24 protein-coding genes are annotated in these 25,487 nt (G+C 62.1%); 10 read left to right on the top strand and 14 right to left on the bottom strand.

Translation table 11 applies throughout. From position 1 onward, the window contains the following. Positions 1 to 68 precede the first annotated feature (68 nt). Both LPA37_RS24590 and LPA37_RS24595 read left to right on the top strand, forming a co-directional pair. Positions 69 to 689, top strand: a complete 621-nt coding sequence (locus tag LPA37_RS24590) for a LysE family translocator (RefSeq protein WP_229013953.1) — start codon at positions 69 to 71, stop codon at positions 687 to 689. A gap of 235 nt (positions 690 to 924) precedes the next feature. Further along, positions 925 to 1,902, top strand: coding sequence for a 2-dehydropantoate 2-reductase (locus LPA37_RS24595; protein ID WP_229013954.1), 978 nt, complete (start codon positions 925 to 927; stop codon positions 1,900 to 1,902). Positions 1,903 to 2,012: 110 nt separating this feature from the next. On the opposite strand, the gene LPA37_RS24600 is transcribed toward LPA37_RS24595, so the two are convergent. Genes LPA37_RS24600 through oxlT form a run of 3 tightly spaced genes read right to left on the bottom strand, consistent with a single transcriptional unit; the run spans position 2,013 to position 5,865 of the window. After that, complete coding sequence (locus tag LPA37_RS24600) at positions 2,013 to 3,470, bottom strand: aldehyde dehydrogenase family protein (protein WP_229013955.1); 1,458 nt, start codon at positions 3,468 to 3,470, stop codon at positions 2,013 to 2,015. 58 nt (positions 3,471 to 3,528) lie between these two features. After that, positions 3,529 to 4,518 carry a LysR family transcriptional regulator gene (locus LPA37_RS24605; RefSeq protein WP_228982768.1) on the bottom strand — a complete coding sequence of 330 codons (990 nt, stop codon included), beginning with the start codon at positions 4,516 to 4,518 and terminating at the stop codon, positions 3,529 to 3,531. Between the two features lie 18 nt (positions 4,519 to 4,536). After that, the gene (gene oxlT, locus LPA37_RS24610) at positions 4,537 to 5,865 is read right to left on the bottom strand and encodes an oxalate/formate MFS antiporter (protein ID WP_229013956.1); all 1,329 of its coding nucleotides are present in this window, start codon (positions 5,863 to 5,865) and stop codon (positions 4,537 to 4,539) included. A gap of 358 nt (positions 5,866 to 6,223) precedes the next feature. On the opposite strand from oxlT, the gene LPA37_RS24615 reads away from it, so the two are divergent. Together LPA37_RS24615 and LPA37_RS24620 are read left to right on the top strand one after the other, a co-directional pair. Beyond that, positions 6,224 to 7,171, top strand: a complete 948-nt coding sequence (locus LPA37_RS24615) for a LysR family transcriptional regulator (protein WP_228982766.1) — start codon at positions 6,224 to 6,226, stop codon at positions 7,169 to 7,171. A 99-nt stretch (positions 7,172 to 7,270) separates the two neighbouring features. Continuing rightward, entirely contained in the window at positions 7,271 to 7,579 is a 309-nt protein-coding gene (locus LPA37_RS24620; protein ID WP_229013962.1) for an HAD family hydrolase, read from the top strand. A gap of 58 nt (positions 7,580 to 7,637) precedes the next feature. On the opposite strand, the gene LPA37_RS24625 is transcribed toward LPA37_RS24620, so the two are convergent. From LPA37_RS24625 to LPA37_RS27845, 6 genes are all read right to left on the bottom strand, one after another. Beyond that, entirely contained in the window at positions 7,638 to 8,390 is a 753-nt protein-coding gene (locus LPA37_RS24625; RefSeq protein WP_228982765.1) for an NAD(P)(+) transhydrogenase (Re/Si-specific) subunit beta, read from the bottom strand. Between the two features lie 41 nt (positions 8,391 to 8,431). After that, positions 8,432 to 9,250, bottom strand: a complete 819-nt coding sequence (locus tag LPA37_RS24630; RefSeq protein WP_228982764.1) for a fumarylacetoacetate hydrolase family protein — start codon at positions 9,248 to 9,250, stop codon at positions 8,432 to 8,434. 49 nt (positions 9,251 to 9,299) lie between these two features. Beyond that, positions 9,300 to 10,547 carry a formyl-CoA transferase gene (frc, locus tag LPA37_RS24635; RefSeq protein WP_228982762.1) on the bottom strand — a complete coding sequence of 416 codons (1,248 nt, stop codon included), beginning with the start codon at positions 10,545 to 10,547 and terminating at the stop codon, positions 9,300 to 9,302. Positions 10,548 to 10,987: 440 nt separating this feature from the next. Next, a complete protein-coding gene (locus LPA37_RS24640; RefSeq protein ID WP_228982759.1) occupies positions 10,988 to 11,731 on the bottom strand; it encodes a GntR family transcriptional regulator in 744 nt (247 codons plus the stop codon). Then, the gene (locus LPA37_RS24645) at positions 11,709 to 11,924 is read right to left on the bottom strand and encodes a hypothetical protein (protein WP_228982757.1); all 216 of its coding nucleotides are present in this window, start codon (positions 11,922 to 11,924) and stop codon (positions 11,709 to 11,711) included. Before LPA37_RS24645 ends, LPA37_RS24640 begins: the two co-directional genes overlap by 23 nt. Positions 11,925 to 12,233: 309 nt before the next feature. Then, entirely contained in the window at positions 12,234 to 13,799 is a 1,566-nt protein-coding gene (locus LPA37_RS27845) for a methyl-accepting chemotaxis protein (RefSeq protein ID WP_324251779.1), read from the bottom strand. A 350-nt stretch (positions 13,800 to 14,149) separates the two neighbouring features. On the opposite strand from LPA37_RS27845, the gene LPA37_RS24660 reads away from it, so the two are divergent. From LPA37_RS24660 to LPA37_RS24685, 6 genes are all read left to right on the top strand, one after another. Then, a complete protein-coding gene (locus LPA37_RS24660) occupies positions 14,150 to 15,547 on the top strand; it encodes an L-lactate MFS transporter (protein WP_228982756.1) in 1,398 nt (465 codons plus the stop codon). A 10-nt stretch (positions 15,548 to 15,557) separates the two neighbouring features. Beyond that, positions 15,558 to 15,686 (top strand): MFS transporter small subunit, encoded by a 129-nt coding sequence (locus tag LPA37_RS24665; protein WP_228982755.1) that lies wholly within the window; start codon positions 15,558 to 15,560, stop codon positions 15,684 to 15,686. A gap of 579 nt (positions 15,687 to 16,265) precedes the next feature. Continuing rightward, complete coding sequence (locus tag LPA37_RS24670; RefSeq protein WP_228982754.1) at positions 16,266 to 17,027, top strand: hypothetical protein; 762 nt, start codon at positions 16,266 to 16,268, stop codon at positions 17,025 to 17,027. Positions 17,028 to 17,151: 124 nt separating this feature from the next. Further along, positions 17,152 to 18,492 carry a DUF1254 domain-containing protein gene (locus tag LPA37_RS24675; protein WP_229013957.1) on the top strand — a complete coding sequence of 447 codons (1,341 nt, stop codon included), beginning with the start codon at positions 17,152 to 17,154 and terminating at the stop codon, positions 18,490 to 18,492. Between the two features lie 261 nt (positions 18,493 to 18,753). Further along, a complete protein-coding gene (locus tag LPA37_RS24680; protein WP_229013958.1) occupies positions 18,754 to 19,737 on the top strand; it encodes a SphA family protein in 984 nt (327 codons plus the stop codon). A 107-nt stretch (positions 19,738 to 19,844) separates the two neighbouring features. Continuing rightward, complete coding sequence (locus LPA37_RS24685; RefSeq protein WP_228982747.1) at positions 19,845 to 20,453, top strand: copper-binding protein; 609 nt, start codon at positions 19,845 to 19,847, stop codon at positions 20,451 to 20,453. Positions 20,454 to 20,585: 132 nt separating this feature from the next. Here the strand turns inward: LPA37_RS24685 and LPA37_RS24690 are convergent, their stop codons facing one another. The 5 genes from LPA37_RS24690 to LPA37_RS24710 form a co-directional block, all read right to left on the bottom strand. After that, the gene (locus LPA37_RS24690; protein WP_229013959.1) at positions 20,586 to 20,990 is read right to left on the bottom strand and encodes a transposase; all 405 of its coding nucleotides are present in this window, start codon (positions 20,988 to 20,990) and stop codon (positions 20,586 to 20,588) included. A 162-nt stretch (positions 20,991 to 21,152) separates the two neighbouring features. Next, positions 21,153 to 22,370 (bottom strand): sensor histidine kinase, encoded by a 1,218-nt coding sequence (locus tag LPA37_RS24695; RefSeq protein ID WP_228982741.1) that lies wholly within the window; start codon positions 22,368 to 22,370, stop codon positions 21,153 to 21,155. 92 nt (positions 22,371 to 22,462) lie between these two features. After that, the gene (locus LPA37_RS24700; RefSeq protein ID WP_229013960.1) at positions 22,463 to 23,530 is read right to left on the bottom strand and encodes an ABC transporter ATP-binding protein; all 1,068 of its coding nucleotides are present in this window, start codon (positions 23,528 to 23,530) and stop codon (positions 22,463 to 22,465) included. Positions 23,531 to 23,548: 18 nt separating this feature from the next. Continuing rightward, positions 23,549 to 24,358, bottom strand: coding sequence for an ABC transporter permease (locus LPA37_RS24705; protein ID WP_228982737.1), 810 nt, complete (start codon positions 24,356 to 24,358; stop codon positions 23,549 to 23,551). Further along, positions 24,355 to 25,293: an ABC transporter permease gene (locus LPA37_RS24710; protein ID WP_228982735.1), complete on the bottom strand. Its 939-nt coding sequence runs from the start codon at positions 25,291 to 25,293 to the stop codon at positions 24,355 to 24,357. The genes LPA37_RS24705 and LPA37_RS24710 overlap by 4 nt, the downstream gene beginning before the upstream one ends. Positions 25,294 to 25,487 lie beyond the last annotated feature (194 nt).

Genomic DNA, 25,487 nt, shown 5'->3' on the forward strand with positions numbered 1-25,487 from the left:
CCTGTCGCCCGTTGCCGGGTCGGTTGCGCTGACCGCTCGAACAACGGTGCTCATCCCGCGAGTCGCTCATGTCCTTTACCGCCTGGCTGTTCTTCCTGCCCGCCTGTTTTGCGCTCAACATGGCGCCTGGGCCCAACAACCTGCTGTCGATCAATGCCGCGGCGCGTCATGGCTTCTGGATGGCCGGCATCGCAGGCGCGGGCCGCCTCGTCGCGTTCGCCGCGATGCTCGCGTTGACCGCCACGGGGCTTGCCGCCGTGCTGCACGCGTCGGCCTGGGTGTTTCTCGGCATCAAGCTCGCCGGCGCGGGCTATCTGATCTGGCTCGCGGTCCAGTTGTGGCGCAGCAAGGCCACCAGCTTCGAATCAGCGAAACACGAGGACGCGTCGCTCTGGCGTCTCGCACGACGCGAATGTCTCGTTGCCGCCGGCAACCCGAAAGCGATTCTGGTGTTCACAGCGTTCCTGCCGCAATTCGTCGACATCACGCAACCGGTGCTGCCGCAGTTCACCGTGCTCAGCGCGAGCTTTCTCGTCCTCGAATCGGTTGCGATCGTGCTGTATTGCGCCGCAGGCATGTGGCTCGGTCGCTGGCTCACGCGTGCCGATGTGCGCCGCTGGTTCAATCGCTGCTGCGGGACGTTTCTGGGTGCGATCGGCCTCAGCTTCCTGCTGGCGCGTCACGTCTGAGCGCCATACCGCGCAGCAGCGCGCCGGATACACGAACTGCACGAACCATAAGTTATTGCTAATGCATTCAGTCAATAACTTTAACTATCATCAATCGATGCATCCACTTATTCTCGAAACATCGCCCGAACTGGCCGCATGACACGCGCAATGCCGACGTAACGGCACCTCTCACGCGCAGGCGCTGGACTTGCGGTAACGGGCAGACGGCTTTCAATTGTCACTGGGGCAAACCATGAAGATTTGTGTCTTCGGAGCGGGTGCAATAGGCGGGCTGATGGGTGTGCAACTGGCGCGTGCGGGGGCCGACGTGAGCTTCGTCGCGCGCGGCCCGCACCTCGCCGCCATGCGTGAACACGGCGTGCGGCTGCAGATGGATGGCGAGGAAGTCTCCGCCAGGGTGCGTTGTACGTCCGATCCGCGAGAACTGGGCGTGCAGGACTACGTGATCATCACGCTCAAGGCGCATTCACTGCCAGGCGTCGTCGAGTCGATGCAGCCGCTGTTCGGCAAGCACACGGCCATTATCACGGGCACGAACGGCATCCCTTACTGGTACTTCTATCAACACGGCGGCAAGTTCGCGGGCACGCGCCTCGCGAGCGTCGATCCGGACGGCTCGCAATGGTCGCGGCTGGGCCCTGAACGCGCGATTGGCTGTGTGCTGTATCCCGCTGCCGAGATCGCGGAGCCTGGCGTCATCAAGCACGTGTATGGCAAGAAATTCCCGATTGGCGAACCGGGCGGCGAACGCACGCCGCGGATCCAGCAGTTTCACGAGATCATGCAGGCCGCCGGTTTCGACGCGCCGATCCGCGAGAACATCCGCGACGAAATCTGGCTCAAGCTGTGGGGCAATCTCTGCTTCAACCCGATCAGCGCGCTCACGCACGCGACGCTCGACATCATCACGAGCGATCCTGGCACGCGTGCGCTGTCGCGCGCGATGATGATCGAGGGCAAGCAGATTGCCGAACAGTTCGGCGTGCACTTTCGCGTCGACGTCGAGAAACGGATCGATGGCGCGGGCGCGGTCGGCGCGCACAGAACGTCGATGCTGGTCGACCTGCTGCACAAACGGCCGATGGAAATCGATCCGCTCCTGACCGTCGTGCAGGAGATGGGACGCCTCGTCGACATGCCCACGCCGACCATCGATGTCGTGCTCGCGCTCGTCAAGCAGCGCGAAAAGATGGCGCTGCAGGGCGACTGATTTTCACGGCATGGCCTGAACGACGAAGGGGACCGGATGCGTGGCATCCGGTCCCCTTCGCTTTCGGTCCCAATCCGACAGCGCATCAACCCATCAACGCAGCATGTCGCTCAATGATCGAGCGACAGCCACACGGCCTTCGGCTCCGTGAAGTTTTCGATCGCGACATCGCCATGCTCGCGCCCGAAGCCCGAGTCGCCCGAGCCGCCCCACGGCAGACGCACATCGGTATAGCCGTACGTGTTGATCCACACAGTGCCCGCTCGCAGTTCACGCGCGACGCGATGCACGCGGCCAATGTCCCTGCTCCACACGCCGGCCGCGAGGCTATAAAGCGTGCCGTTCGCGATGCGGATCGCGTCGGCTTCGTCGTTGAAGCGAATCACGCTCGCCACCGGGCCGAAGATTTCCTCCTGCGAGATACGCATCTCGTGCTCGACGTTGGCGAACACCGTCGGCTCGACGAAGAAGCCGCGCTCGCCGATCCGCGCGCCGCCAGTCACGAGCGAAGCGCCCTCGTTCCGGCCGATATCGACGTAATCGAGCACCGTCTTCATCTGCGTCGCGGAAACGAGCGGGCCCATCGCCGTTTCGCGCGAAGTCGGGTCGCCGACACGGATCGCTTTTGCCCGCGCCGCAAGCCGCTCGACCACTTCATCGTACACGTCGCGATGCGCGAGAATGCGCGAGCCTGCCGAACACACCTGCCCGGTGTTGAAGAAAATCCCCGACGCGGCGGCACGCACGGCGTTATCCACGTTCGCATCGTCGAAGATCACGTTCGCCGACTTGCCGCCGAGTTCGAGTGTCACGCGCTTGAAGTTGCCCGCGGCGCCCTGCAGGATGCCGCGGCCCACCGAAGGCGATCCCGTGAACGTAACCTTGTCGACGCCCGGATGCGCGACGAGCGCGTCGCCCACCACGCGCCCCTTGCCGGTCACGATGTTCAGCACGCCCGGCGGCACGCCCGCTTCGAGTGCGAGTTCGCCGATGCGCAATGCCGACAGCGGCGTGATTTCAGCGGGCTTCACGATCATCGTGCAGCCGCATGCGAGTGCCGGCGCGATCTTCCACATGCCGATCATCAACGGAAAATTCCACGGCACGATTGCGGCGACCACGCCGACCGGCTCGCGCAGCGTGTACGTCAGCGCGTCGGGGCGCACCGGCACCACCTGGCCGTTGATCTTGTCGCACCAGCCGGCGTAGTACGCGAGCGTGTCGATTGCGGCAGGCACGTCCTGGCGCATCACCGAGGCAATCGGCTTGCCCGCGTCGAGGCTTTCGAGCGCGGCGATTTCATCCTGATGGGTGCGCAGAAGTTCGGCGAAGCGGTTGAGGATGCGTCCGCGTTCCGCGGCGCGCAGTGCGTTCCACACCTTGAGCGCGGCGCGCGCGGCCGCGACCGCTTTGTCGACGTCCGCCGCGCTGCCCTGGGCGACGAGCGCGATCGGTTCTTCGGTAGCGGGATTCACATCGACGGAGTATTCACCGCTGCCAGGCGGCACGCGCTTGCCGTCGATCAGCAGGTCATGGCGTTTGAGGTCCGCGTTCGTTCGAGTGTCCATTTTCGTGCTCCTTGCAAAAGTCATTCATTGCGCGTCCAAAAGCACAGGACCGCGCGGGCTACGGCGTTCGTAACGCCGTGCCATTGCCGGGTATCGCCGCGAGCGTGCGCGGACCGACGCCCGGCCACATCGGGGCCGCGCCATCGACCTGGCCCTGAGGGTGTGCTTCCTTGAAGAACTGCGACCAGACCGCTTCCGCGTTCGGCCGGAGCGAGCGGTTCTTGCGGCGGACGAGCATCGTCACAAGCGAGACTTCCGGAAGTAGCGGCCGGGTGACGGTACGACCCGAATGCGCGGGCCAGTGTGCGTCGACAGGCAGAACCCCGACGCCGAGCCCGAGTTCGATCATGCGCAGAACAGCGGCCACGTGCCCCAGTTCCTGAACCGGACGCGCACGCGGGCGCAACGCGCCAAGCGCGCGGTCGACGCTCGCGCGACTGCCGGCATCCGCGTTCAGCGTGACGAGCGGCACGTCGTCGAGTGCGTTCCACGCGAGCGTGGAACGCAGTGCGAGCGGATGAGCTTCGGGTAATACCGCGCACAGCGGCGTGGAAAACAGCACCTGCGCGTGCATGCCGGTGTATGCAGCGGGATCGAAATCGGAGACGACGCCAAAGTCGACTTCGCCATGCTCGACGCCTGCCAGCACGGCCGCCTGCGGGACGTCCTTGACGGAGATGATCAGATCGGGGAAAGCGGCCGCGCAGCGTGCAAGGCCGCCGGGCAGCCAGCTCGACGACAGCACCGGATTGCTCGCGATCACCACGACGCCCGTATGGCTCTCGTGCGCGGCACGGCCCTCGCGCAGCGTGATGTCGATTTCGTCGAGCAGACGGCCGATACGGCGTTCGAGACTGGCGCCGGCCGTCGTCAGTTCGACCTGACGCGTCGTGCGGTCGAAGAGCCGCAGCTCGATCGCTTCCTCGAGCTCTCTCACGCAGCGGCTGACCGCCGACTGCGTGAGATCGAATTCGCGCGCCGCGCGGGTAAAGCTCCGCTGGCGCGCGACCGCAACGAACACTCTCAGTTGATGAAGCGAGATATTCATGACGCTAAAGGCCGTGGTTTATTCACCCGTCTGCTCCGGCCAGTGGCTCAGTCGGGAGGCGCTTTTGGTCTGCACGACCGGGTTTTCGCTCGCATCCACCCAGCGCGAGCGCATCGGCGCGAGAATGAACTTCGCCGAGATGCCGGCCGCGATCGTGATGACCGCCGAGACGATAAACACGAGGTTCCAGCCGCCCGTCGCCGAGAGCACCGAGGCGATCGGCACGATCAAGGATGCCGTGCCCTTCGCGGTATACAGCGTGCCCGCGTTGGCCGCCGCATATTTGCTGCCGAACGTGTCCGCGCAGATCGCCGGGAAGATCGAGAAGATCTCGCCCCAGAACAGGAAGATCAATGCGGCGAACGTCATGAACGCATACGGGTTGCTGCCGTACTGCATCAGGCCGAGCAGCGCGAGCCCCTCACCGATGAAGATGAAAAACATCGTGTTCTCGCGGCCGATCTTGTCGGAGATGAAACCGCAGAAAGGACGCGTGAAGCCGTTGCAGATGTTGTCGACCGAGAGCGTCATCGTGAGCAGCGGCAGCGTCATGCCGAAGAAGTTCATCGGCAGTTTGGCGAGGCCCCAGTCCTTCGCGATCGGGCCGATCTGCGCGGTGGCCATCAGGCCGCCCGCGGCCACCGCGACGAACGATGCGTAGATCACCCAGAACACCGGTGTCTTGATCATCTGGCCCGGCGTGTAATCGATCTTGCTCATCGCGAACTTCCGCTTCGCGGTGGACGCCGGACGCGGCGCCGGCTTGTGCAGCAGCAGCGCCAGCACGAAGATGCATACGCCCTGCAAAATACCGAAGAACAGGAACGTATGTTCGTAGCCCGTGCGCGTGATCATGTTGGCGATCGGAATCACCGTGACCGCGGCGCCGGCGCCAAAACCCGCCGCTGTCAGTCCGGCCGCGAGCCCGCGCCGGTCCGGAAACAGTTTCAGCGCATTGCCGACGCACGTGCCATACACGCCGCCCGCGCCGAGACCCGCGATCACCGCGGCCGCGTACAACTCAGGCAAGGTCGTTGCATACGAATTCATGATCCACGCGACGCCCGCGCACAGCGCGCCGACGGCGACCACCGGTCGTGGACCGAACTTGTCGACCAGCCAGCCCTCAACCGGCACGAGCCACGTCTCGGTCAGGATGAAAATCGAAAAGGCCAGCTGGATCGATGCCTGCCCCCAGTGGTGCCGCGCGTTCATCGGCCCGACGAACAGCGTCCATGCGTATTGAAGATTGGCGACGAGTGCCATGCACACCATGCCAATGACGAGTTGAGTCCACCGGTTCCCTATAAAAGAAGGGGCCGGCGGTTGCTGGGTAAGAACGTTCATGTGTCTTGTCTCCGCTATCTATTCAGTGCAACGGGCCTGATCGCCATGTTGCATCCATGCCACCTTATAGTTAAGACCCGAAAATTAACTCCATCGGGAATATTCGACACCTGCATTGCCCAAATATAATTCCTTATAAAAAGCAATGCGAAAATCATCGGACTGAAAGAACGGACTTTGTTTATCCTGCTTTAACCGGATCAAACCCTTACTGCATATGCTCGGACCCCTACGCGTTAACCCGGCGTACCACGCATGAAAGACCGTCGTCTTACAGAACCATGCTAGGGTCATTGCTCAATAACTAATAATTAAAGTTTGTTATTATGTAGATTCACCTTTGCTTATACATCGGCCAATGACGATGAGAAACGCAACACTTCGCCAGTTGAAGGTCTTCGAAACGGTCGCGCGGCACCTCAGTTTTTCGCGCGCGGCAGAGGAACTGCATCTCACGCAGCCGGCCGTTTCCACCCAGGTCCGTCAGCTTGAGGATCACGCCGGGCTCCCTCTTTTCGAGCAGCTCGGCAAGAAGATTTACCTGACGCCCGCCGGCACGGAGATGCTTCACTACAGCCGCGCGATCATCCAGCAGTTCCACGAAGTCGACGAAGCGATGGGCCGGCTTAAAGGCGTCTCGGGCGGCACGTTGAACGTGGCGGTGATCAGCGCCGGCGACTACTTCTTTCCGCGCCTGCTGGCCGAATTCACGCGCCGCTACTCGGGCGTGACGCTCAATCTTGCGGTACACAACCGCGAGGAACTGCTGCACCAGCTGTCGACCAACCAGACAGATCTCGCGGTGATGGTTCGTCCGCCGCACGAAATGGATTCGGTCAACGAGCCGTTCGCGCCGCACCCTTACGTCATCGTCGCGCCGCCCAGCCATCCGCTCACAAGAAAGAGCAACATCAGGTTGAGCCAGCTGGCGAACGAGGCGTTCATCGTGCGCGAGCGCGGCTCCGACACCTGGAATTCGATGGAAGAAGGCTTCGCCGGCCGGCTCACGAATCTGAAGATCGCGATGGAGATCAAGAGCACGGAAACGATCAAGCAGGCGGTCATCGCGGGCATGGGCATCGCGTTTCTGTCCGCGCATACGATCAGCCTCGAACTGCAGGTCGGCAATCTCGCCGTGCTGGACGTGGAAGGCTTCCCGGTCATGCTCAACTGGTACGTGGTGCATCGCAAGAACAAGCGCCTGCCGCCCGTCGCCGAAGCGTTCAAGCGCTTCCTGATGGAAGAAGGCGCGAACCTCATCGAACAGATCACCAACCTGAAGGATTCGGGCGTGTATAAGCGATAGCGTATGGTTTTCCAATAAAACTTTAACTATTGCCGATCGGTGCGCATGCCTATGCTTGAGTCGAGTCATTTCACTCGACCGCCTGGGAGCCCGATGATGATCAACCACGCTTCGGTTCAGTCTCATACCACCTCGCGTGCTGGCCGCGTCATTGCGGACAGTCCTGACGATGCGCACTTAAGCGCATGGAACGCGGCATTCAGCGACCTCGGCTTGCGGTTCCGCTGGGACCGCGACACGCTCGATGCGCTCAACGAGTTCAACTGCGAACTCGCGCGTATTACCGCGTATATCGAGCGGTTTCACGCCCATCTGCACAAGGCCTACGACGCCGACTTTCTGGCCCGGCTGATCCTGCAGACGAAGAGCCAGTACTTCGATGCCTTCACGCCGGCACGCGGCGCGTGATTCGATACAACCCTGCCTGCACGCGCCTCATGCAGTGCGCGTGCATTCTCATTCCTGCTCACTTCGGCGGCGCACCCACCGGGTGACGCATCGCGCGATAACGCTGCCTGCCGCGATACCGCCATTCGACGTCGCGCCGGTACGCGCCCGCGCGCTGGACGCCGCATTCGTCGCGCAGCGACCAGCAAGGCGTCGAGAAATCGTCGCCGGGTACAACGTGTGAAGGGTCACCGCGCCATTCGATGCGCTCCAGGATGCCGCGCCGGTGCATGACGCCGCAGCGCGCATGAACACGCGCACCGGGTATCGCGAACGCGGGCGCATGGGGTTCGTGATCGGCGGCGGTCATCATGTGCGCGCCGAGCGCGGCGGCAAGCAGACTCATCGCGAAGAGCGCGGCCACGTCGAAGTTATGGGTGTCTTCCGTCACGAACGCGTAGCCGAGCCACGCACACAGCAGCAGCGCGACGATGTTGACGATCTTGTAGCCGGGAAACGCAGCGTTACGATCCACGAGCAGGCCGTGTAGCTTGAAGAACGCAATCGCGCAGCCGGCAAACACGAGTCCGCCGATAAACACCGCGACGCATGATTCGACGCGTTCGATGCCCACCGGCATCGTGGCAAGCAGATAGCGCGCGAAGCCCGCGCCGGTCACCATCAGCCCGACACCGCTGCCAAGCAGTGTCAGGAAACCCGGCCTGTGCAGCAGGTCGCGGTGGCGAACCGTCCGCGCGCAAAACGTTGCACCTGCAACAATCAACAGAACGCCGACAATTGCATAGATGGCATTGCCTGATTCTTCCGGCATGTCTCCTCCTCCCGCGACGCCGTGGTACGGCGTCGCCCAGATCAGACGGAAATACTCGCGGCCGTGATAGCGGCCTGTTCTGTGCCCTTGCCCGTCAAGGCGAGGATATTGCTCAACGTACCAATGCCTTCGATCGAAACCGTAACGGTCGCGCCATCCTTGATCGACCCGACGCCAATCGACGTTCCGCAGGCGATTACGTCGCCCGGTTCCAGTGTCAGGTCGTGAGAAATCATGCTGACCTGCTCCGCCGGCGAAAACACCATGTCCGACAACGGATAGTTCTGCCTCTCCACGCCGTCGACCATCGTCACGACGTGACACGCATGCCAGTCGAGACCCGACACGATCGCCGGACCGACACAGCAAAACGTATCGAAGCCCTTCGCGCGGCACCATTGCGGAAAGTGCGGATTCTCGTTGAGCAGTTCGGCCGCCGTCACGTCGTTGACGATCGTGTAGCCGAAGATCGACGCCGCGGCCTCCTCGATGCTCGCGTTGCGGCAGCGCTTGCCGATCACGATGCCGAGTTCGCCTTCGTAGGCGATCTTGCCCGCGTAGCTGACCGGGCGCCGGATCGGATCGCCGGACCCGATCACCGATTCCGCCGGCTTGATCAGAAAGAGCGGATGCGACGGCACCGGCTTGTCGAGTTTTGCGGCGAGCGCATGGAAGTTGTTCCACAGCGCGACGACCTTGCCGGGCGCGCAGGGCGCGATCTGCGTGAGCGCGCGCGTCGATAGCACGGCGCCCGTCGGCACCGGATGATGAAGACCTGCGTATTCGTGCAGATAGCCGTTTTCAACACGGCCGAAGACGATGTTGCCGCCATTCGACTTGAAGCGCATCCAGGTTTCCACGATCAATTCCCTGTGAGTGAAGTTCGATCTTCCCGCATGAACGAAAGCGTCAGATGGCGCCGGCCACACGCAGCGCGCTGATCTGCTCCAGCGAGTAGCCGAGTTCAGCCATCACCTCGTCGGTGTGTTCGCCGAGCAGCGGCGAGCGTGTCACTTCAGTGGGACTGTCCGACAGCTTGATCGGATTGCCGACCGTCAGATACTTGCCGCGCGTCGGATGATCGACTTCGACGATCGTGCCGGTCTTGCGCAGCGACGGCTCTTCCGCGATTTCCTTCATCGACAGGATCGGGCCGCACGGAATGTCGTGCCCGTTGAGGATTTCCATGGCCTCGAACTTGGTCTTGCTCATCGTCCAGCGTTCGATCTCGGCGAAGATTTCCTTCAGACGCGGCAGACGCGCCGCCGGTGTCGCGTAGTCGGGATCGGTGGCCCATTCTTCCTTGCCGATCACGTTGCAGATCTTCGCCCACACCGGCGCCTGCGTGATGAAGTAGATGTACGCGTTCGGATCCGCTTCCCAACCCTTGCACTTCAGGATCCAGCCCGGCTGGCCGCCACCCGACGCATTGCCCGCGCGCGGCACCGCTTCGCCGAACGTGCCGTTCGGGTACTGCGGATATTCCTTCATGACGCCGGTACGTTCGAGCCGCTGCTGGTCGCGCAGCTTCACGCGGCACAGGTTCAGCACGCCGTCCTGCATCGCCGCCAGCACCTTCTGGCCGCGCCCCGTCATCGTGCGCTGATAGAGCGCCGTGACGATGCCGAGCGCGAGATGCAGCCCCGTGCCGCTATCGCCGATCTGCGCGCCGGTGACGACCGGCGGACCGTCGTCGAAACCGGTTGTCGACGCCGAGCCGCCCACGCATTGCGCGACGTTCTCGTAAACCTTGCAGTCTTCGTAGGGACCGGGGCCGAAGCCCTTCACGGACGCGACGATCATCTTCGGATTGAGTTCCTGGATGCGCTCCCAGGTGAAGCCCATCCGATCGAGCGCGCCCGGCGCGAAATTCTCGACCAGCACGTCGCATTTCTGGATCAGCGCTTCGAGAACCAGCTTGCCTTCCGGGTTCTTCGTGTCGATCGTGACCGAGCGCTTGTTGTGGTTGAGCATCGTGAAATACAGGCTGTCGACGTCCGGAATATCGCGCAACTGCTCACGTGTGATGTCGCCTGCACCGGCCCGCTCCACCTTGATCACGTCGGCGCCGAACCATGCCAGCAACTGCGTGCACGTCGGACCCGACTGCACATGTGTGAAGTCGAGAATCCTCACGCCGTCGAGCGCTTTACCCATGTCATGTCTCCTTCAATGATGTATGCGTTCTGTGTGTACACCGGTCCGTCGTGCATGACTGCGATCCGCGGCAAGATCGACCTGCCCTGACCGACACGGTATGTGATATATCACATTCATTCAAGCGTATTTTCGCTGCTGCCTTTCTGGTCAAATATCCGCTCTGGCGCCGTCTGGCCTGGGTTTCCGGCCGGATGCACGTCACGTCTCCATGTCTTGACCAGGGGAAAATACCGAGCCGCATTCATTCACGATTCGTTGTGATATATCACATACCAGATTTCATGAGGCGTCAAGGGAGGGCTTTCCCGGCGTTTACCGGATCGTGCGTGGTATGAGATGAAGCCGGCAGCCACATTTACGGGGCGTAAACAGCAACAGGGCCAGCGGTGACGCCACCGCTGGCCCTGTTGCCTTGAAGCTGATCTTCAGTGAACCGATCAGTCGAGAAAATCGCAGTTCGCCTCGACAAACGTGGCGAGATCCAGCGAATGCTGGCGCGTCAGACGCTCGGCCAGTTCGGTATCGCGCTGCTCGAGCGCCTCGATGATCCGCAGATGATCGACGATGGAACGTGACGCGCGGTCGCTCTGCGAAATCGTCATGCGGCGGATTGCGCGCACGTGGATGAAGATGTTCTTGATCGTTTCGAGGATGATCTGCGACTTCGACAGTTCCACAATCGCCTGGTGGAACGCGATATTCGCGTCCGAGTATTCAGCGATGTGCTCGGCCGGCGTGGCATCGCGGAAATGATCGAACATGTGGCGCAGATGCGCGATTTCCGCGTCCGTCGCGTTTTGGGTGGCGAGGCGCGCGGCCATGCTTTCGAGCGCGGCCCACATCTGGATCATTTCGACGATTTCACGCTTGCTCTTGCGCACGATATAGATCCCGCGACGCGGCACCATGCGCAAAAAGCCCTCCTGCTCCAGCAGCGTCATCGCTTCGCGAACGGGTGTACGGCTCACGCCGAGCGTTTCGCTCAGCACGCGTTCGTCGAGGCGGATTTCCTCGCGCGACTGGTAAATATCCGCGTCCGCAATGGCCTGGCGCAGCATGGCGTAAGCCTGGTCGCGCAGGCTGGCGGTCGCATTGATCGGCTGGAGTGCCAGCGTCAGCGATGCGACCGGAAGTGCAACGGCGGGTGTAGCCACTATTTCAGTTTGAAGTTCTGACGACATTCATCGCCTCTTGTTGAACACGCTCACGATGCGGTTTCGCGGCAGAGGCCGCTTCACCGAGGCCGACATAACGGCCGTGCAGCGCGGCAAGTTCAGCAACCGGCTGCGGAATCCATTTTGTCAGCAAAACAGTGGCAGCGGAACCCAGACCAACCACACCGATGGCAAGCAGCGACAGAGAAACAAAATCCATTTGAAGCTCCGAATGAGTGAGTGAATGACTCAATCATATGCTGCATTGCCGCAAAAATCAATATTTCGTATGTGATATATCACAGACTGTTGCTTCTAGAACACAGGCACACGGTAGCACGGGTAGGAAGGATGCGCGCTCGCGGTGCGCGCTGACTGGCATGCTGACATGCGATCCGACGCGCGATGGGGTCGCAACATGCGCAGGCCAACGCAGCGAGGTTGCGTGCGGGCGCCCGGCGAGGCACAAGCAGTGGGGAGAACCGGCCCGGCGCGCGCGAAACCACGCGCACCGCAGAAGTCGCCCGCGTCAGACGATCGCGACCGTCTCCAGGCGGAACACGGAGACCGCTTCTTTCAGCAGCTTCGACTGGGCCCGCAGAGATTCCGCCGCCGCCGCGGCCTGTTCGACGAGCGCGGCGTTCTGTTGTGTCGACTGGTCCATCTGCGTGACCGTGACGTTGATCTGCTCGAGGCCGTGATGCTGCTGTTCCGCGGCGCTCGAGATTTCCGACATGATGAGCGTCACACGTTGCACGGAAGCGACGACGTCGCTCATCGTGACACCCGCGCGCTCCACGAGCGCTTCGCCGGAGCGGATCCGCTCAACGGAACTGCCGATCAGCGAAGCGATTTCCTTCGCCGCCGCTGCCGTGCGTTGCGCGAGACTGCGCACTTCGGCGGCCACGACGGCGAAGCCTCTTCCCTGCTCGCCCGCACGCGCCGATTCGACGGCTGCGTTGAGCGCGAGGATATTCGTCTGGAACGCGATGCCGTCGATGACGCCGATGATCTCGGCGATCCGCTGCGAGTCGCGCGAAATGTCGCGCATCGTGCTGACCGCTTCGTGCACCACGCCGCCGCCCGCGACGGCCGTTTCCGACGCCTTCTGCGCCAGCTCGTTGGCCTGCTTCGCGTTGTCGGCGTTCTGGCGCACGGTGATCGTCAGCTCTTCCATGCCGACGGCGGCCTTCTCGAGCGCCGCCGCCTGCTGTTCCGTGCGCGACGACAGATCGGTATTGCCAAGCGCGATTTCCTGCGCGCCCGTATGGATCACATCCGTGCTACCGCGCACCGTCACCACCGTACGGCGCAGGCCGTCCTGCATCTGGCTGAGCGCGCCCAGCAACGCGCCCATTTCATTGTTGCGTTCGTTGGGAATTTCGCCCGACAGATCGCCGCCCGCGATCAGGCGAAACTGTGCGATCGCACGTTCGACCGGACGGATGATCGCGCGCATCAACGTCATGCGACCGGCGATGCTCACGGCGAGCAGCAGCACGGTCACGCCGACCAGCACCTGCACGGTCAGCATGAAGCGGCTTTGCGCCTTCAGGAAACGCCCCTCCTGACGCTGCATCAAACGTGCTTCGAGCGAGGCGACGGCGCGCGCGTACTGGCCGGCGATCGCTTCGGTCTCCTTGCCCTGGAGTTGCTTGAACGAGATGAAGTCATTGGTATCGAGCGCCTTGAACGCCGGCAGCAACGCCTGCGAAACAAGCTTCGTGCGCGTGACGGCGAGACTCTCCACGTCGGCACGCAGATTGTCGTCCTGTCTGGCGATGCCGTCGAAGCGCTTGTACGCCGCATCGGCGACAGTGACCGCGCGATGCGACTCATCGAGGAGCGCCGGGTCCGGCTCGCCAAGACCATAGAGCGCGTAATAGCTGTTCATCAGCAAACGCGCACGCAATACTTCTTCCGAACTTTGATGCAGGGCGACCAGTGCGCCCGTGTCATCGCTGTACATTTTTTGCAGCGCGACATTGCTCATGCGCGTCCCCGCAATGCCCATCGCACCGATCGCGATCGACATGAGCGACAACACGCCAATAACGGCGGTCAACGTCGCCCGGATAGACAGTTTTCTGATCATGCGCTTCCTCACTGGTTTGGTCTTGCACGTCTTGCTAGCGACACGCGCCCGGCAATCTGCATGCTCCAAAACCCTAAGCGTCCCGGTATCTGAATCCACCCCTGAAAACAGAACGCAAATCACACTATGTGGGTCGCAAAAACGTCGTGTGGCGCGCTGTCCGCAAGGTTTCGATTCATCTGTGGGTTCCTTCGGGCAAACCCGTTATGCATTCGCGTCTCATATTGCCAACCCGGGCCGCTCCTCATATTGTGGAGCGCGCAACGCACAGGACTCGAAGACCGGCGCTAAAGAAAAAGCGCAACAGAGCCGATAAGTATCAATCAGTTACCCCTTAACGGAGACCGACCATGAGCAGCATGACCGACCACCCGGAGAGCCCGGGCTCGTCCGGCTTCTTTTCCAAACAGGCTACCGTCGCAAAGCCAGGCTTTTCCCGCTGGATGGTTCCACCCGCCGCGCTCGCCGTGCATCTGTGTATCGGCCAGGCCTACGCGTTCTCCGTCTTCAACGGCCCGCTCACGAAAGTGATCGGCATCACGCAATCCGCACCGGACGACTGGACGCTCACGACCCTTGGCTGGATCTTCTCGCTCGCCATCGTGTTCCTCGGCCTGTCCGCCGCATTCGCCGGCAAGTGGCTCGAACGTGTCGGGCCGCGTCGCACGATGATCACGGCGGCATGCTGCTTCGGCGGCGGTTTCATCATCTCTGCCGTGGGCGTGTGGCTGCATCAGATCGTGCTGCTCTATCTCGGCTACGGCGTGATTGGCGGCATCGGGCTTGGGCTCGGTTATGTGTCGCCGGTTTCGACGCTGATCCGCTGGTTCCCGGACCGCCGCGGCATGGCGACCGGTCTCGCCATCATGGGCTTCGGTGGCGGCGCGATGATCGCAGCGCCGCTGTCGGTGGCGCTGATGAACCACTTCAAGAGCGCAACGAGCATCGGCGTCGCCGAAACGTTCGTGGTGCTCGGCATCGCATACTTCATCTCGATGACGATCGGTGCCCTTGCGATCCGCATTCCGGCGCACGACTGGAAGCCGGCCGGCTGGACACCGCCGGAAACGTCGCACCAGATGATCACGCGCAACCACGTGCACATCGATCAGGCGCTGAAGACGCCGCAGTTCTATCTGATCTGGCTGGTGCTGTTCCTGAACGTGACGGCTGGCATCGGCATTCTCGGCCAGGCTTCGGTGATGATCCAGGAGAGCTTCAAGAACACCGTGACAGCGGGCGCCGCTGCCGGCTTCGTCGGGCTGCTCTCGCTCTTCAACATGGGCGGCCGTTTCGTGTGGGCGTCGGCGTCGGACTTCATCGGTCGCAAGAATACGTACTACGTCTTCTTCGTGTTCGGCGCCGTGCTGTACTACTCGGTGCCAGGCTTCGCCGCGTCGGGCAACATCGCGCTCTTCGTGCTGGCGTTCTGCCTGATTATCTCGATGTATGGCGGCGGCTTCTCGACGGTTCCCGCGTATCTCGCGGACATGTTCGGCACCGCGTTCGTCGGCGGCATTCACGGCCGTCTGCTGACAGCGTGGGCGGCGGCTGGCGTGGCGGGCCCGGTGCTGGTCAACTACATCCGCGCCTATCAGGTTGCGCATGGCGTGGCCAAGGCCGATGCGTACACGATGACCGTGCACATCATGACCGTGCTGCTGATAGTGGGCTTTGTCTGCAACCTGCTCGTCAAGCGCGTGAACGACAAACATCATATGAGCGAAACACAGCTCGCCGGCCAGTAAGGAGACCGACATGACCGCATCGAACACCGTGCACCCGACCAGCAAAGGCAAACTGGTGGTCTTCTGGGCCTATGTGCTGATTCCCCTGGCGTGGGGCGTTGTGAACACGCTGATTCAGGCAATGAAGCTCTTCAGCTAGATACGTTTCTTTTAAGTTATTTACAGTAAGCCGGGCTTGATGCCCGGCTTTTTTATTTTGAATTTTCGATTCGGTTCTGCTGGAAAAATCTTAAATACCCCATCGTCTTCACGTCCACTGAGAAATATCAAGCCAGTGCAATCATCGCCTTGACTCAAGGTACCTAAGTCGGAATAATCCTCTCGATCGTTAAAATTTTCGGCCGTGTTACAAATTATGCGTGTAACGTATTTGAACGTTTGCTAATATCTGCGAACCGTCGGGACATGCGAACCCATTTTTTTCGCCGCATCAGGTACTGTCTACCCCTCAAGGAGGCTCTCTATATGTGCGTGAGAACGGTTCTACCTACACCTTCATAACCGGCTGACCGCAAAGCCGGTCTGCAGACAGTCATTTCAGTTACTGAAAGATTTTATTCTGCCACGACCTCAGCGGAATCGGTCCTTGTGCGGCCGATTATCGCTCCAGTTGATATGCGTATTGTTTAATCTGGTTTGCGAAAGCAAATGGGTAGCTGCGTTCGGCGCGTCCGTATTTTCTATATAAAACATGAACCTTGCTCGCCGGTTTTTCCGGGTGTCGCTACTTTCAATCTTGTTTATCGCTCAGGGCGCACACGCGCAGACCGCGGAAGACGCCAACAAGAGTAACAACCCGCTCAATCTCGCTGCCTCGTTCAACGTCCAGAATTTCTACACGCCGAGCGTGTTTGGCGGGAGCGCTCATACCAACGATCTGCTGCTACGTCCCACGGTGCCGGTAGGCCCGGGGCTGATCGGCGTGCCACAGATTTTCCGCGGCACGGTGCCCATCAGCACGCGCCCTGACCCGAGCGGCGGCTACAACACCGGCCTCGGCGACATCAACCTGTTCGATATCCTTCTGCTGAGTCAGGGTGAGTTCCAGGTCGGCGTCGGACCACTCGTCACCATGCCCACCGCAACCGACCCAAGCCTCGGCACGGGCAAATGGCAGGCGGGTCTCGCCGCGGTCGCCGTGAGCGCGACGAAAGCGCGGCTGCTCGGCGCGCTGGTCCAGTGGCAACACTCGTTCGCCGGCCAGAGCAGCCGGCCGACCACGCAGTCGCTCACCGCGCAGCCCTTCGGCATTTTCAACCTGCCGGGCGGCTGGTATATCCGCTCGACCGGCACATGGACGTTCGACCTCCAGCACGGCAGCTATTACATCCCGGTTGGCCTCGGTGCCGGCAAGGCATGGAAAGGCGGATCCACCATCTATAACGCCTTCATCGAACCGCAGTACTCCATCGCCCATTCAGGTGCGGGCGTGCCGCAGTTTACGATTTTCGCCGGGCTGAACATGACGTTTGGCAAGTAAGTGCGACGCATATGGGTGGCGCAGCGCGAGCGCGTCACCCGGCCAGCAAACCGTTTCAGACAAGGTGATCGATGTGAGGAAACTGTCGAATTTCATGCATGCCGCAGCGCTCGGAGCCAGTCTCATGATCGGCGGCGCCGCAATCGCCCAGGTGCAGAACGCCGTCTCGCCGGACGAAGCGCGCGCCATCGCGAAGGACGCGTTCATCTACGCGTACCCCATGCTCTTCAACTACAAGACGCTGTACCAGCAGGCCGTCGATCCGACGTCGAAGTCGTACGTGGGCGGTTTCGGCCGGTTCCGGAATTACTCGCAGCCCTACGGTCCCGAGAACAGGGAAATCGTCACGCCGAACAACGACACGCCCTATTCGTGGGCGTGGCTCGACCTGCGTCGTGAGCCGTGGGTGCTAACCGTGCCCGAGGTGCCGGACAACCGCTACTACGTGTTCCAGTGGGTCGATCTCTTCACATACAACTTCGCCTATATCGGATCGCGCACCACCGGCAACGGCGCGGGTCATTACCTGCTCGCCGGTCCCGACTGGAAAGGCGAAACGCCCAGGGGGATCGACCAGGTATTGCGCCCGGAAACCGATATCGTCCTGGCACTCGGGCGCACCGCGCTCAACGGCCCGGGCGATGTGAAGAACGTGCAGGCCGTCCAGAAAGGCTACAAACTGACGCCGCTGTCGGCATTCGAACACACCGCGCCGCCGCCAGCCGTGCCACGGCCGGACTTCCCGAAATGGGATGAAGCGAAGGCGACATCGATCGATTTCATCGCGTACCTGAATTTCCTGCTGACGTTCACGCAGCCGCCGGCGCCGTCCGAAACGGAACTGCTTGAGCGCTTCGCGAAGATCGGCATCGCGCCGGGCAAGCCGTTCAACGCGGCGGCGTTGCCGCCCGGCACGCGCGCGGCGATCGAAGGCGGCGTCGCCGATGGCAAGGCGGCGCTTGCGGACGCCGTGAACCACACCACCAGCTCGTTCGATATCTTCGGCACCCGCGAAGCGCTCAAGGGCGACTACATGAAGCGGGCCGTCGCGGCGGCGATGGGAATCTACGGCAACACGAAGGAAGAGGCCGTCTACGTCGGCACGCGTCAGGACGGCGACCATCAGCAGCTGGTCGGGTCGCAGCCGTATGTGATTCACTTCGACAAAACGGATCTGCCGCCGGCGAAGTTCTTCTGGTCAATGACGATGTACGACCTGCCGGCGCGCCATCTTGTACCCAATCCGATCAGTCGGTATTCGATTGGCGACCGCACCCAGGGCCTGAAATACAACGCCGACGGCTCGCTCGACATCTACGTCCAGCACACTTCTCCCGGTGCAGCGAAAGAGGCGAACTGGCTGCCCGCGCCGCAGGGCCCTTACACCGTGATCATGCGCATTTACGGCCCCGGGCAGGCCGTGTTCGATGGCGGCTGGAAATTTCCCGAGCCGAAAAAAGGCTGATGTCAGATGGACGGCGCGGCGCATGAGCACGGCCCAGTCGAATATTTTCATCAACATGACGAACGAAACACGCTATTTTTATCTGGACGACGATGCATCGGGCGAGCCACCAAACGGCGCGAACGCATACACGATGGCGTTCCTCGCAGGTGAAATACCGTCCGTCCGGAGTTTCTTCCGCGAAGGGCTCACATGCAGGATCGCGGCGATACAGTTCAGTCACGATGCGAACACGGAAAAGTTACAGGGAGTAAAGCCAGGATGAAAAATATCATTCGATACTTCGGACGCCCGATGCACGAAGCACGACGCGCCGGCATTAACGTCACGCTGGCTGTGGGGATCGCGGGCCTGAGCTTCGCGCAGCAGGCTCACGCAACGGAAGGCGGTGTCGGCCGGCCGATCACCGGCATGCAGGTGATGCCATACGCCGGCGTGGTGCCGCCCACCTCGGACTGGATCGTGTCGCTCTCGACGATCTACTACCAGGGCTCGCTCGGCGCGAGCAAGACGCTGCCGGTTGCGGGCACGATCACAGCCGGTCTGAACTACCAGATCGTGTACAGCATCGCGAATGCGGTCAAGACGTGGGGCATCACCGCGGGCGGATGGAATTTCGCTTCGTCGTTCGGCGTGCCGGTGCAGTACACGAATGCGTCGTCGTTTCACGGAATCCTGCCTGACGACCATGCCACCCAGTTTGCCGATATCTTCTTCACGCCGGTCGTGGCGGGCTATCACCTGACGAAGACCGATCACGTCGCGTTAAGCGTCCAGATCTACGCGCCGACGGGCGCCTACAACCCGAACCGTCTTGCGAACGCGGGCCAGAACACGTGGACGTTCACGCCAACCATCTCGTACACGAAGCTCTTCCCCGCGCAGGAAATCGAGTTGTCGGCGAACTACGGCGTCGAGTTCTACACAACCAACAGTGCCACCAACTATCACAACGCACCGCTCAGCGTGCTCGACCTGCTCGCGCTCAAGCGCTTCAAGGGCGGCTGGGGCGTCGGCGTGGTCGGCGGCTGGATCCAGCAGCTCGGCGACGACACCGGCGGCCTCGCCAGTCAGACGGACGGCGCGCGCGGCCATTCACTCGGTATCGGCCCGATCGTGACGTGGTCCGGCGCAATCGACAAGACGCCGGTCTCGGCGTCGCTGCGCTGGGTCAATGAATTCGAAGTGCAGGCACGCCCGAAGGGCAACGCGGTCCTGCTTTCCGTCAGTGCCACGTTCCAGTAGGCGTTACGGGTGCAGATGGTTTTCACGGCGGACTGCCGCACACCGCACCCGGGCCCGCACGTTACGTATCTCTCGCAACACAACGCAGTAACGCAAAAGGAGCAGTCATGAAGTCACCCCTGAAAACCGGCCTGAAACGCACGACGGCGATCAAGGCAGCCATGCTGTTGTCGGTGGCGCTGTCCTGGCCGGCATTCGCACAGAACGCCGGTTCGACCGATGGACAGAAAGCCATCGGCGGCGCCGCACTCGTACACGTTCAGGCGACCGTCATCGGCATCGACACCGTGACGAACAGCGTCACGCTGCGCGGGCCGCGCGGCAACGCGGCGGTGGTCGACGTCGACCCGCAGGTCGGTGACGTGAAGAAGCTGCAACTCGGCGACAAGGTCGACATCGCGTACAAAAACGCGATCCTGCTGGCTGTCGACAAGACGCAGGCGAGCGGTATCCGTGAACGCGTCGAGACGACCGCGGCGATACCGGCTTCGGAAGGCGTCGTGGCATCGGCACGCCGCGTCGAAGTGCTGGCCACCGTGCAGAAGATCGACCGCAAGAAGCGTCTCGTGACGCTGCGCGGCCCGAATCGCACGCAAACGCTCGAAGTGGCGCCGGACGTTTCGATCGACAAGCTGAAGGTCGGCGATACGGTACACGCGGTGTTCGTGTCGGCTACCGCAGCCGAAGTCACGCGTGAAGGCAACGCGGTAAAGTAAGTGCGAGGTCCGGCGTTTCGTCGCCGGACAGTGAACCACGTGGAAAGGGGCGCGGCTCACGCGCCCCTGCTGGATCTGTTTGCCGGTTTGGGCGCATTGCCCGTGTCGATGGCGACAATCCCGCGGCGATGATCAATCGACCGCGCGAGCCATGGGTCGTGCACGATCCCGCCCGCGCCCCGAAGCCGGTGTACCGCCCGACGCGCCCCGATCCCCAGGCTGCGGACGATGCATGCGCGCAATGACGGCTTCGCACATCGCGTCGCCGGTCTCGCCGTACAGGTCGTGCATCGCACGCTGCAGAACGCCTGAATCGAACCATCCCTTGAAGCGCCGATGGCACGTGCGGTAGTCCGGGTAGCGCGTGGGCAGCGCGGCCCATGCGGCACCGCTCGTGAGCACCCATAGCACGCCGTTCAGTACCATGCGCGTGTTGCGCGTGGGCCGCCCGCGCGGATCCTTGCGGGCGCGAAACGCGATAAAGAGTCCTTCCACGCTACTCCATTGCGCATCGGTGAGGTCGCGATGCAGTGCCATCTGAACTCCGTATCTGAACAGTTCGGTCACAAGACTGGTAGCTTCACCAGCATGACATCTGATAGATACGGTGACTGTGCTCTGGCACGCATTCCACCCCGCGATGTGCGGTCCAGCGAACATTCGCGCGCGCCCGGCGTCGCCCGACGCACGCCCGCCGGTTCAATCCTTCAGTTTTAACACCATGGGAAAGCGGATCTCGAACGTCGTGCCGAGACCTTCGCGCGAATCGAAGTGAATCTCGCCATCCAGCACGCGGCACAGCTCCTTGACGATCGCGAGGCCAAGCCCGACGCCCGGCACGTCGTCGCCCGCAATGCGCTCGAACTCCTCGAAGACGCGTTCGCGATCGTGCTGGCCGATACCGACACCCGTATCCGACACACGCAGCCGCCAGTGATCGTCGCCGTCTCCGGTCATCGTCAGGCCGATCTGGCCGGTCTTCGTGTACTTCGCGGCGTTAGTCAGCAGATTCAGTGCGATCTGCTTCAGCTTGAGGCGGTTCGACGACACGACCGCCAGCTGCCCGTCGAAGGACGTCGCGAACCGCAAGCCTTTCGCCTCGACCGGAGGCCGGCACGACGCGACCAGTTCGTCGAACAGCTCACGCAGTGAAAACACCTCGATCGCGACCGTATCCGCGTCGCGCAGCACGACCGCATACTCGACGAGTTCGTCGACCAGCGCTTTCATGTCGGCCGCCTGACGGTTGGCGAGCGCGAGCGCGGTTTCCGTCTTGGACGGCGTGCGGGCAGCCAGTTGCAGCGCCATCGAAAACACGTTCAGGAAGTTACGCAGATCGTGCACGACGCTGCGTGTGATCTGCATGCGCGATTCATACAGGTCGCTGACAAGATGCTGCTTCAGTTGCAGCTCATGGTTGGCGCGTTCGAGCCGGCCAGTGTATTCGTCGATCTTGCGGTCGCGCTCGGTCATGACTTCGCGAATCGACGTCAGCGTGACGAAGCTGAGTGCCTCGTCGATATAGTAGCGCGCGCGTTCCTCGCTGCGCCGCGTGAACTCGGGATGGGCCTCGGCGAACTGCATGACCGCGCCCGTCAGCACCTGACGGAACAGTTCGAGCTCGCGCACCAGTTCGTCGACCCGGTAGCCCTGACGCCAGCGCATCTTGCCGTGCAGGCGCGCGTTACGCTCGATGGCGGGCTCGACCTTGTCGAGGTCCTCGTTTTCCAGCGCGACGCCGATTTCGTCGAAAACATTCGGCAGATGGTCGGCGAGCTGCTCGTAAGTGAGCTTGTCGCTGTCGTTCAGAACGTCGTCGCGGAACACCGCCTTCATCCAGCGCTCGGTCAGACTGGCCTGCTCTACACGAAGCATGGCGACAAAGGCGCACAACGGTCCTGCTTGCGGGGCAGACATAAAACGGGAACCTCCGGCTGTGGACAACGGCGGCGGTTCCATTTGAACACAGAAAACGGCAGGAAAGCGCGCAGTAGCGGCCCACCCCGAAATCAGGCGCCCTCTTGGAGCACCAGCAGATTTTCGTGGGAAAAACCCAGCGCAACTGGCTGGCCGCGCTCCGGCAGGCTGCGATTCGGGTCGTTGAAGATATCGAGCGAAATGACCGCTTCCTGCACGCGCGCGCGAATCCGCACGACAGCCCCCAGGAAACTGACGTCCTCGACCGTTGCGGCCAGCGTATTGCGGCCAGGCGCTGGCGCTTCCAGCACGATCGCTTCCGGCCGCAAGGCAAGCATGCGCTTCCTGCCAGCGTCGTCCGGCGCAAGCGTCTGGGTCGTGATCAGCTCCTGTCCTTCGACGGCCATCCTGCCCGTGGAGGGGTCCACCACATGTCCCGTCAGGATGTTGAGTGTGCCGACAAACGAAGCCACAAAACGCGTGCGCGGATAGTTATAGATTTCCGACGGTGTGCCGACCTGTTCGACGCGCCCCTCGTTCATCACGACGATCCTGTCGGAGATCGACAATGCTTCTTCCTGATCGTGCGTCACGAAAATCGACGTGATGCCGAGTTCACGCTGCAGCATGCGAATGTCCTGACGCAGCGAAATACGGATCTTCGCATCGAGTGCCGACAGCGGTTCATCGAGCAGCAGCACCTGCGGCTTGCCGGCAAGCGCGCGCGCCAGCGCGACACGCTGCTGCTGTCCGCCTGACATCTGCCACGGGTAACGGTCGCCGAGATCCGGCAGCTTGATCAGCGCCAGCATTTCATCGACACGCTTGCGGATTTCCGCGTCCGGCCGCCCGGCGACACGCAGCCCAAAACCGATGTTGGCCGCCACCGTCATGTTCGGAAACAGCGCATACGACTGGAACACCATGCCGACCTTGCGCTGACGTGTGCGCAGATGCGTGACGTCGCGTCCATCGAGGCGGATCGTGCCGCGCGTCGGACTTTCGAAGCCCGCGATCATGCGCAGCACCGTCGTCTTGCCGCAACCCGACGGCCCGAGGAACGTGACGAATTCGCCACGCTCGATCTTCATGTCGAAGCGATGCAGCGCGGTGTTCGATCCAAAGGTCTTGTGCAGGTTTTCTATTTCAAGGAATGCCATGGCGGACGCCTTCATTCATCAGGGTTTCTGTGCGGCGAGCGCAGGAGCACGACTCGTTCTGCGGGCCGAGCCGAACACCTGGATCAGACCCATCGACGCCCACGTAATCGCGAACGCGATGATCGCGAGCGCCGAAGGTTCATATGCGCGATTCGCGCCGATCAACTGCAGGTAGGGGCCAAACGCCGGCCGGTCGAGCAGGCTCGCAATCGTGAATTCGCCGATCACCACGGCAAACGTCAGGAACGCGCCCGACAGGATGCCGGAGCGGATATTCGGAAAGATCACCTTGAAGAGGATCGTCGGCCAGCTCGCGCCGAGACATTCGGCGGCTTCGGTCAGCGAGCGCACGTCGATCGCGCTCAAACCGGCATCGACCGCGCGGTACATATACGGCAGCGAAAGCGTCACGTATCCGAATACAAGCAGCAGGTCGGTAGCGCGTTCGTTACCGGTCAGCGGCAAAATCGAACTGCTGTTGTACATGCGCAGATAGCCGAAGACGATCACGATCGCCGGAATCACGAGCGGCAGCAGCGTGATGAATTCGACGACCGGCCGCAGCTTCGGCAGACGCAACTGCACCCAGTACGCCGTCGGCACCACCAGCAGGATGCCGACGACGATCGTCAGCAACGCCATCAGGATCGAATACCCAAACGACGCCTGAAAATGCGCATCGCCAAGCACCACCCTGTACGCTTCGAAGCTGTACACACCGCGCTTCATGCGCAGGCTGAACTCGAACGTCGCGATCAGCGGAATCAGGAAATACAGCGAACCGACGACGATGGCAACCCACGCCCCCGCACGTGACCGGGAATTCATCGACGCCCCCTTTCAGCGCGTGCACGCAGCCAGATATAACCGCCATTCGAGATGCCTGTCACCAGGATCATGCCAAGCGCGAGCGCGTAACCGAGATTCGGATTGTGCAATACGTCACCGCGAATCTGCGCGTACAGCAGGATCGTCACGATATTCAGCGAACTGCCGGTGAGCGCATACGCGGTCGCCACTGCGCCGAATGCATTCGCAAACAGCAGCAACGCGGCGCCCAGCACGCTCGGCCACAATACCGGCAACGCGACGTAACGCCAGTACTGGAACGCGGTGCCGCCAAGACAATCACAGGCTTCACGCCATTCGCGCTTCAGACCGTCGAGCGCGGGCGTGATGATCAGCACCATCAACGGAATCTGGAAATACAGGTACGTCAGCGTCAAACCGGTGAAGCTCAGAATGCTGAAGCCCGTCGAATAGAGATTCAGGCCCGTGTATTTCTTGAGCAGGACCGTGACGAGCCCCACGCGCCCCAGCGTGCAGATGAACGCAAACGCCAGCGGCACGCCGGCGAAGTTCGACGCGACGCCGGAAAACGTCATCAGCGTCGGGCGAATCCAGCCGGGTAACTGGCCCTGCACTGCCGCCCAAGCAAGGAGCGAACCGATGAGCGCGCCGCCGAACGCCGATGCGGCGCTGACCTTGAAGCTGATCCAGTACGCGTCGATCACGCCCTCCGAGAAGAGGTCGCGAAAGTTGGCGAGCGTGAAATGACCCTGCGGATCCTGAAACGCACCGACCACCAGAATGGCTGTCGGCAAAATCAGGAACAGTAGCGCGAAGACGAAGAACGGCAACACGCCGATCCAGGTCCATAACGATGCGGACTGGCCCGCGCCCTTTGCTGGCGGCGTCGGCGTCAATGCAAGAGGCGCCTGCAACTCCGGCGGCACAGCGCCTGCATTCGGTGGACTGCTCATAGGTCAGAAAACCCTCAGGCAAAGAGACCGGACACGGATTGCGAAGGTAGCGGCTGTAGCCGTGCCGGCGATGGCGGCGATGGTTGCGGCCGCAACCGGCGCCGTGAAGCCCGGACGCGGCATGGGCGGCGCGCCCCGCGCGCCGCCCGCCGGGTTCATCGCCGGTCGGCCCTGTTAATACGGGCGTGCGCCGG

Source organism: Paraburkholderia gardini (assembly GCF_907164545.1).
GTDB classification, from domain to species: Bacteria; Pseudomonadota; Gammaproteobacteria; order Burkholderiales; family Burkholderiaceae; genus Paraburkholderia; species Paraburkholderia gardini.

Bases quoted from the DNA above. Each gene is read 5' to 3' on its own strand.
- LPA37_RS24590 (WP_229013953.1), top strand. From the start codon at position 69: ATGTCCTTTACCGCCTGGCTGTTCTTCCTGCCCGCCTGTTTTGCGCTC.
- LPA37_RS24595 (WP_229013954.1), top strand. From the start codon at position 925: ATGAAGATTTGTGTCTTCGGAGCGGGTGCAATAGGCGGGCTGATGGGT.
- LPA37_RS24600 (WP_229013955.1), bottom strand. From the start codon at position 3,470: ATGGACACTCGAACGAACGCGGACCTCAAACGCCATGACCTGCTGATC.
- LPA37_RS24605 (WP_228982768.1), bottom strand. From the start codon at position 4,518: ATGAATATCTCGCTTCATCAACTGAGAGTGTTCGTTGCGGTCGCGCGC.
- oxlT (WP_229013956.1), bottom strand. From the start codon at position 5,865: ATGAACGTTCTTACCCAGCAACCGCCGGCCCCTTCTTTTATAGGGAAC.
- LPA37_RS24615 (WP_228982766.1), top strand. From the start codon at position 6,224: ATGACGATGAGAAACGCAACACTTCGCCAGTTGAAGGTCTTCGAAACG.
- LPA37_RS24625 (WP_228982765.1), bottom strand. From the start codon at position 8,390: ATGCCGGAAGAATCAGGCAATGCCATCTATGCAATTGTCGGCGTTCTG.
- frc (WP_228982762.1), bottom strand. From the start codon at position 10,547: ATGGGTAAAGCGCTCGACGGCGTGAGGATTCTCGACTTCACACATGTG.
- LPA37_RS24640 (WP_228982759.1), bottom strand. From the start codon at position 11,731: ATGTCGTCAGAACTTCAAACTGAAATAGTGGCTACACCCGCCGTTGCA.
- LPA37_RS24645 (WP_228982757.1), bottom strand. From the start codon at position 11,924: ATGGATTTTGTTTCTCTGTCGCTGCTTGCCATCGGTGTGGTTGGTCTG.
- LPA37_RS27845 (WP_324251779.1), bottom strand. From the start codon at position 13,799: ATGATCAGAAAACTGTCTATCCGGGCGACGTTGACCGCCGTTATTGGC.
- LPA37_RS24660 (WP_228982756.1), top strand. From the start codon at position 14,150: ATGAGCAGCATGACCGACCACCCGGAGAGCCCGGGCTCGTCCGGCTTC.
- LPA37_RS24665 (WP_228982755.1), top strand. From the start codon at position 15,558: ATGACCGCATCGAACACCGTGCACCCGACCAGCAAAGGCAAACTGGTG.
- LPA37_RS24675 (WP_229013957.1), top strand. From the start codon at position 17,152: ATGATCGGCGGCGCCGCAATCGCCCAGGTGCAGAACGCCGTCTCGCCG.
- LPA37_RS24680 (WP_229013958.1), top strand. From the start codon at position 18,754: ATGAAAAATATCATTCGATACTTCGGACGCCCGATGCACGAAGCACGA.
- LPA37_RS24685 (WP_228982747.1), top strand. From the start codon at position 19,845: ATGAAGTCACCCCTGAAAACCGGCCTGAAACGCACGACGGCGATCAAG.
- LPA37_RS24690 (WP_229013959.1), bottom strand. From the start codon at position 20,990: ATGGCACTGCATCGCGACCTCACCGATGCGCAATGGAGTAGCGTGGAA.
- LPA37_RS24695 (WP_228982741.1), bottom strand. From the start codon at position 22,370: ATGTCTGCCCCGCAAGCAGGACCGTTGTGCGCCTTTGTCGCCATGCTT.
- LPA37_RS24700 (WP_229013960.1), bottom strand. From the start codon at position 23,530: ATGGCATTCCTTGAAATAGAAAACCTGCACAAGACCTTTGGATCGAAC.
- LPA37_RS24705 (WP_228982737.1), bottom strand. From the start codon at position 24,358: ATGAATTCCCGGTCACGTGCGGGGGCGTGGGTTGCCATCGTCGTCGGT.
- LPA37_RS24710 (WP_228982735.1), bottom strand. From the start codon at position 25,293: ATGAGCAGTCCACCGAATGCAGGCGCTGTGCCGCCGGAGTTGCAGGCG.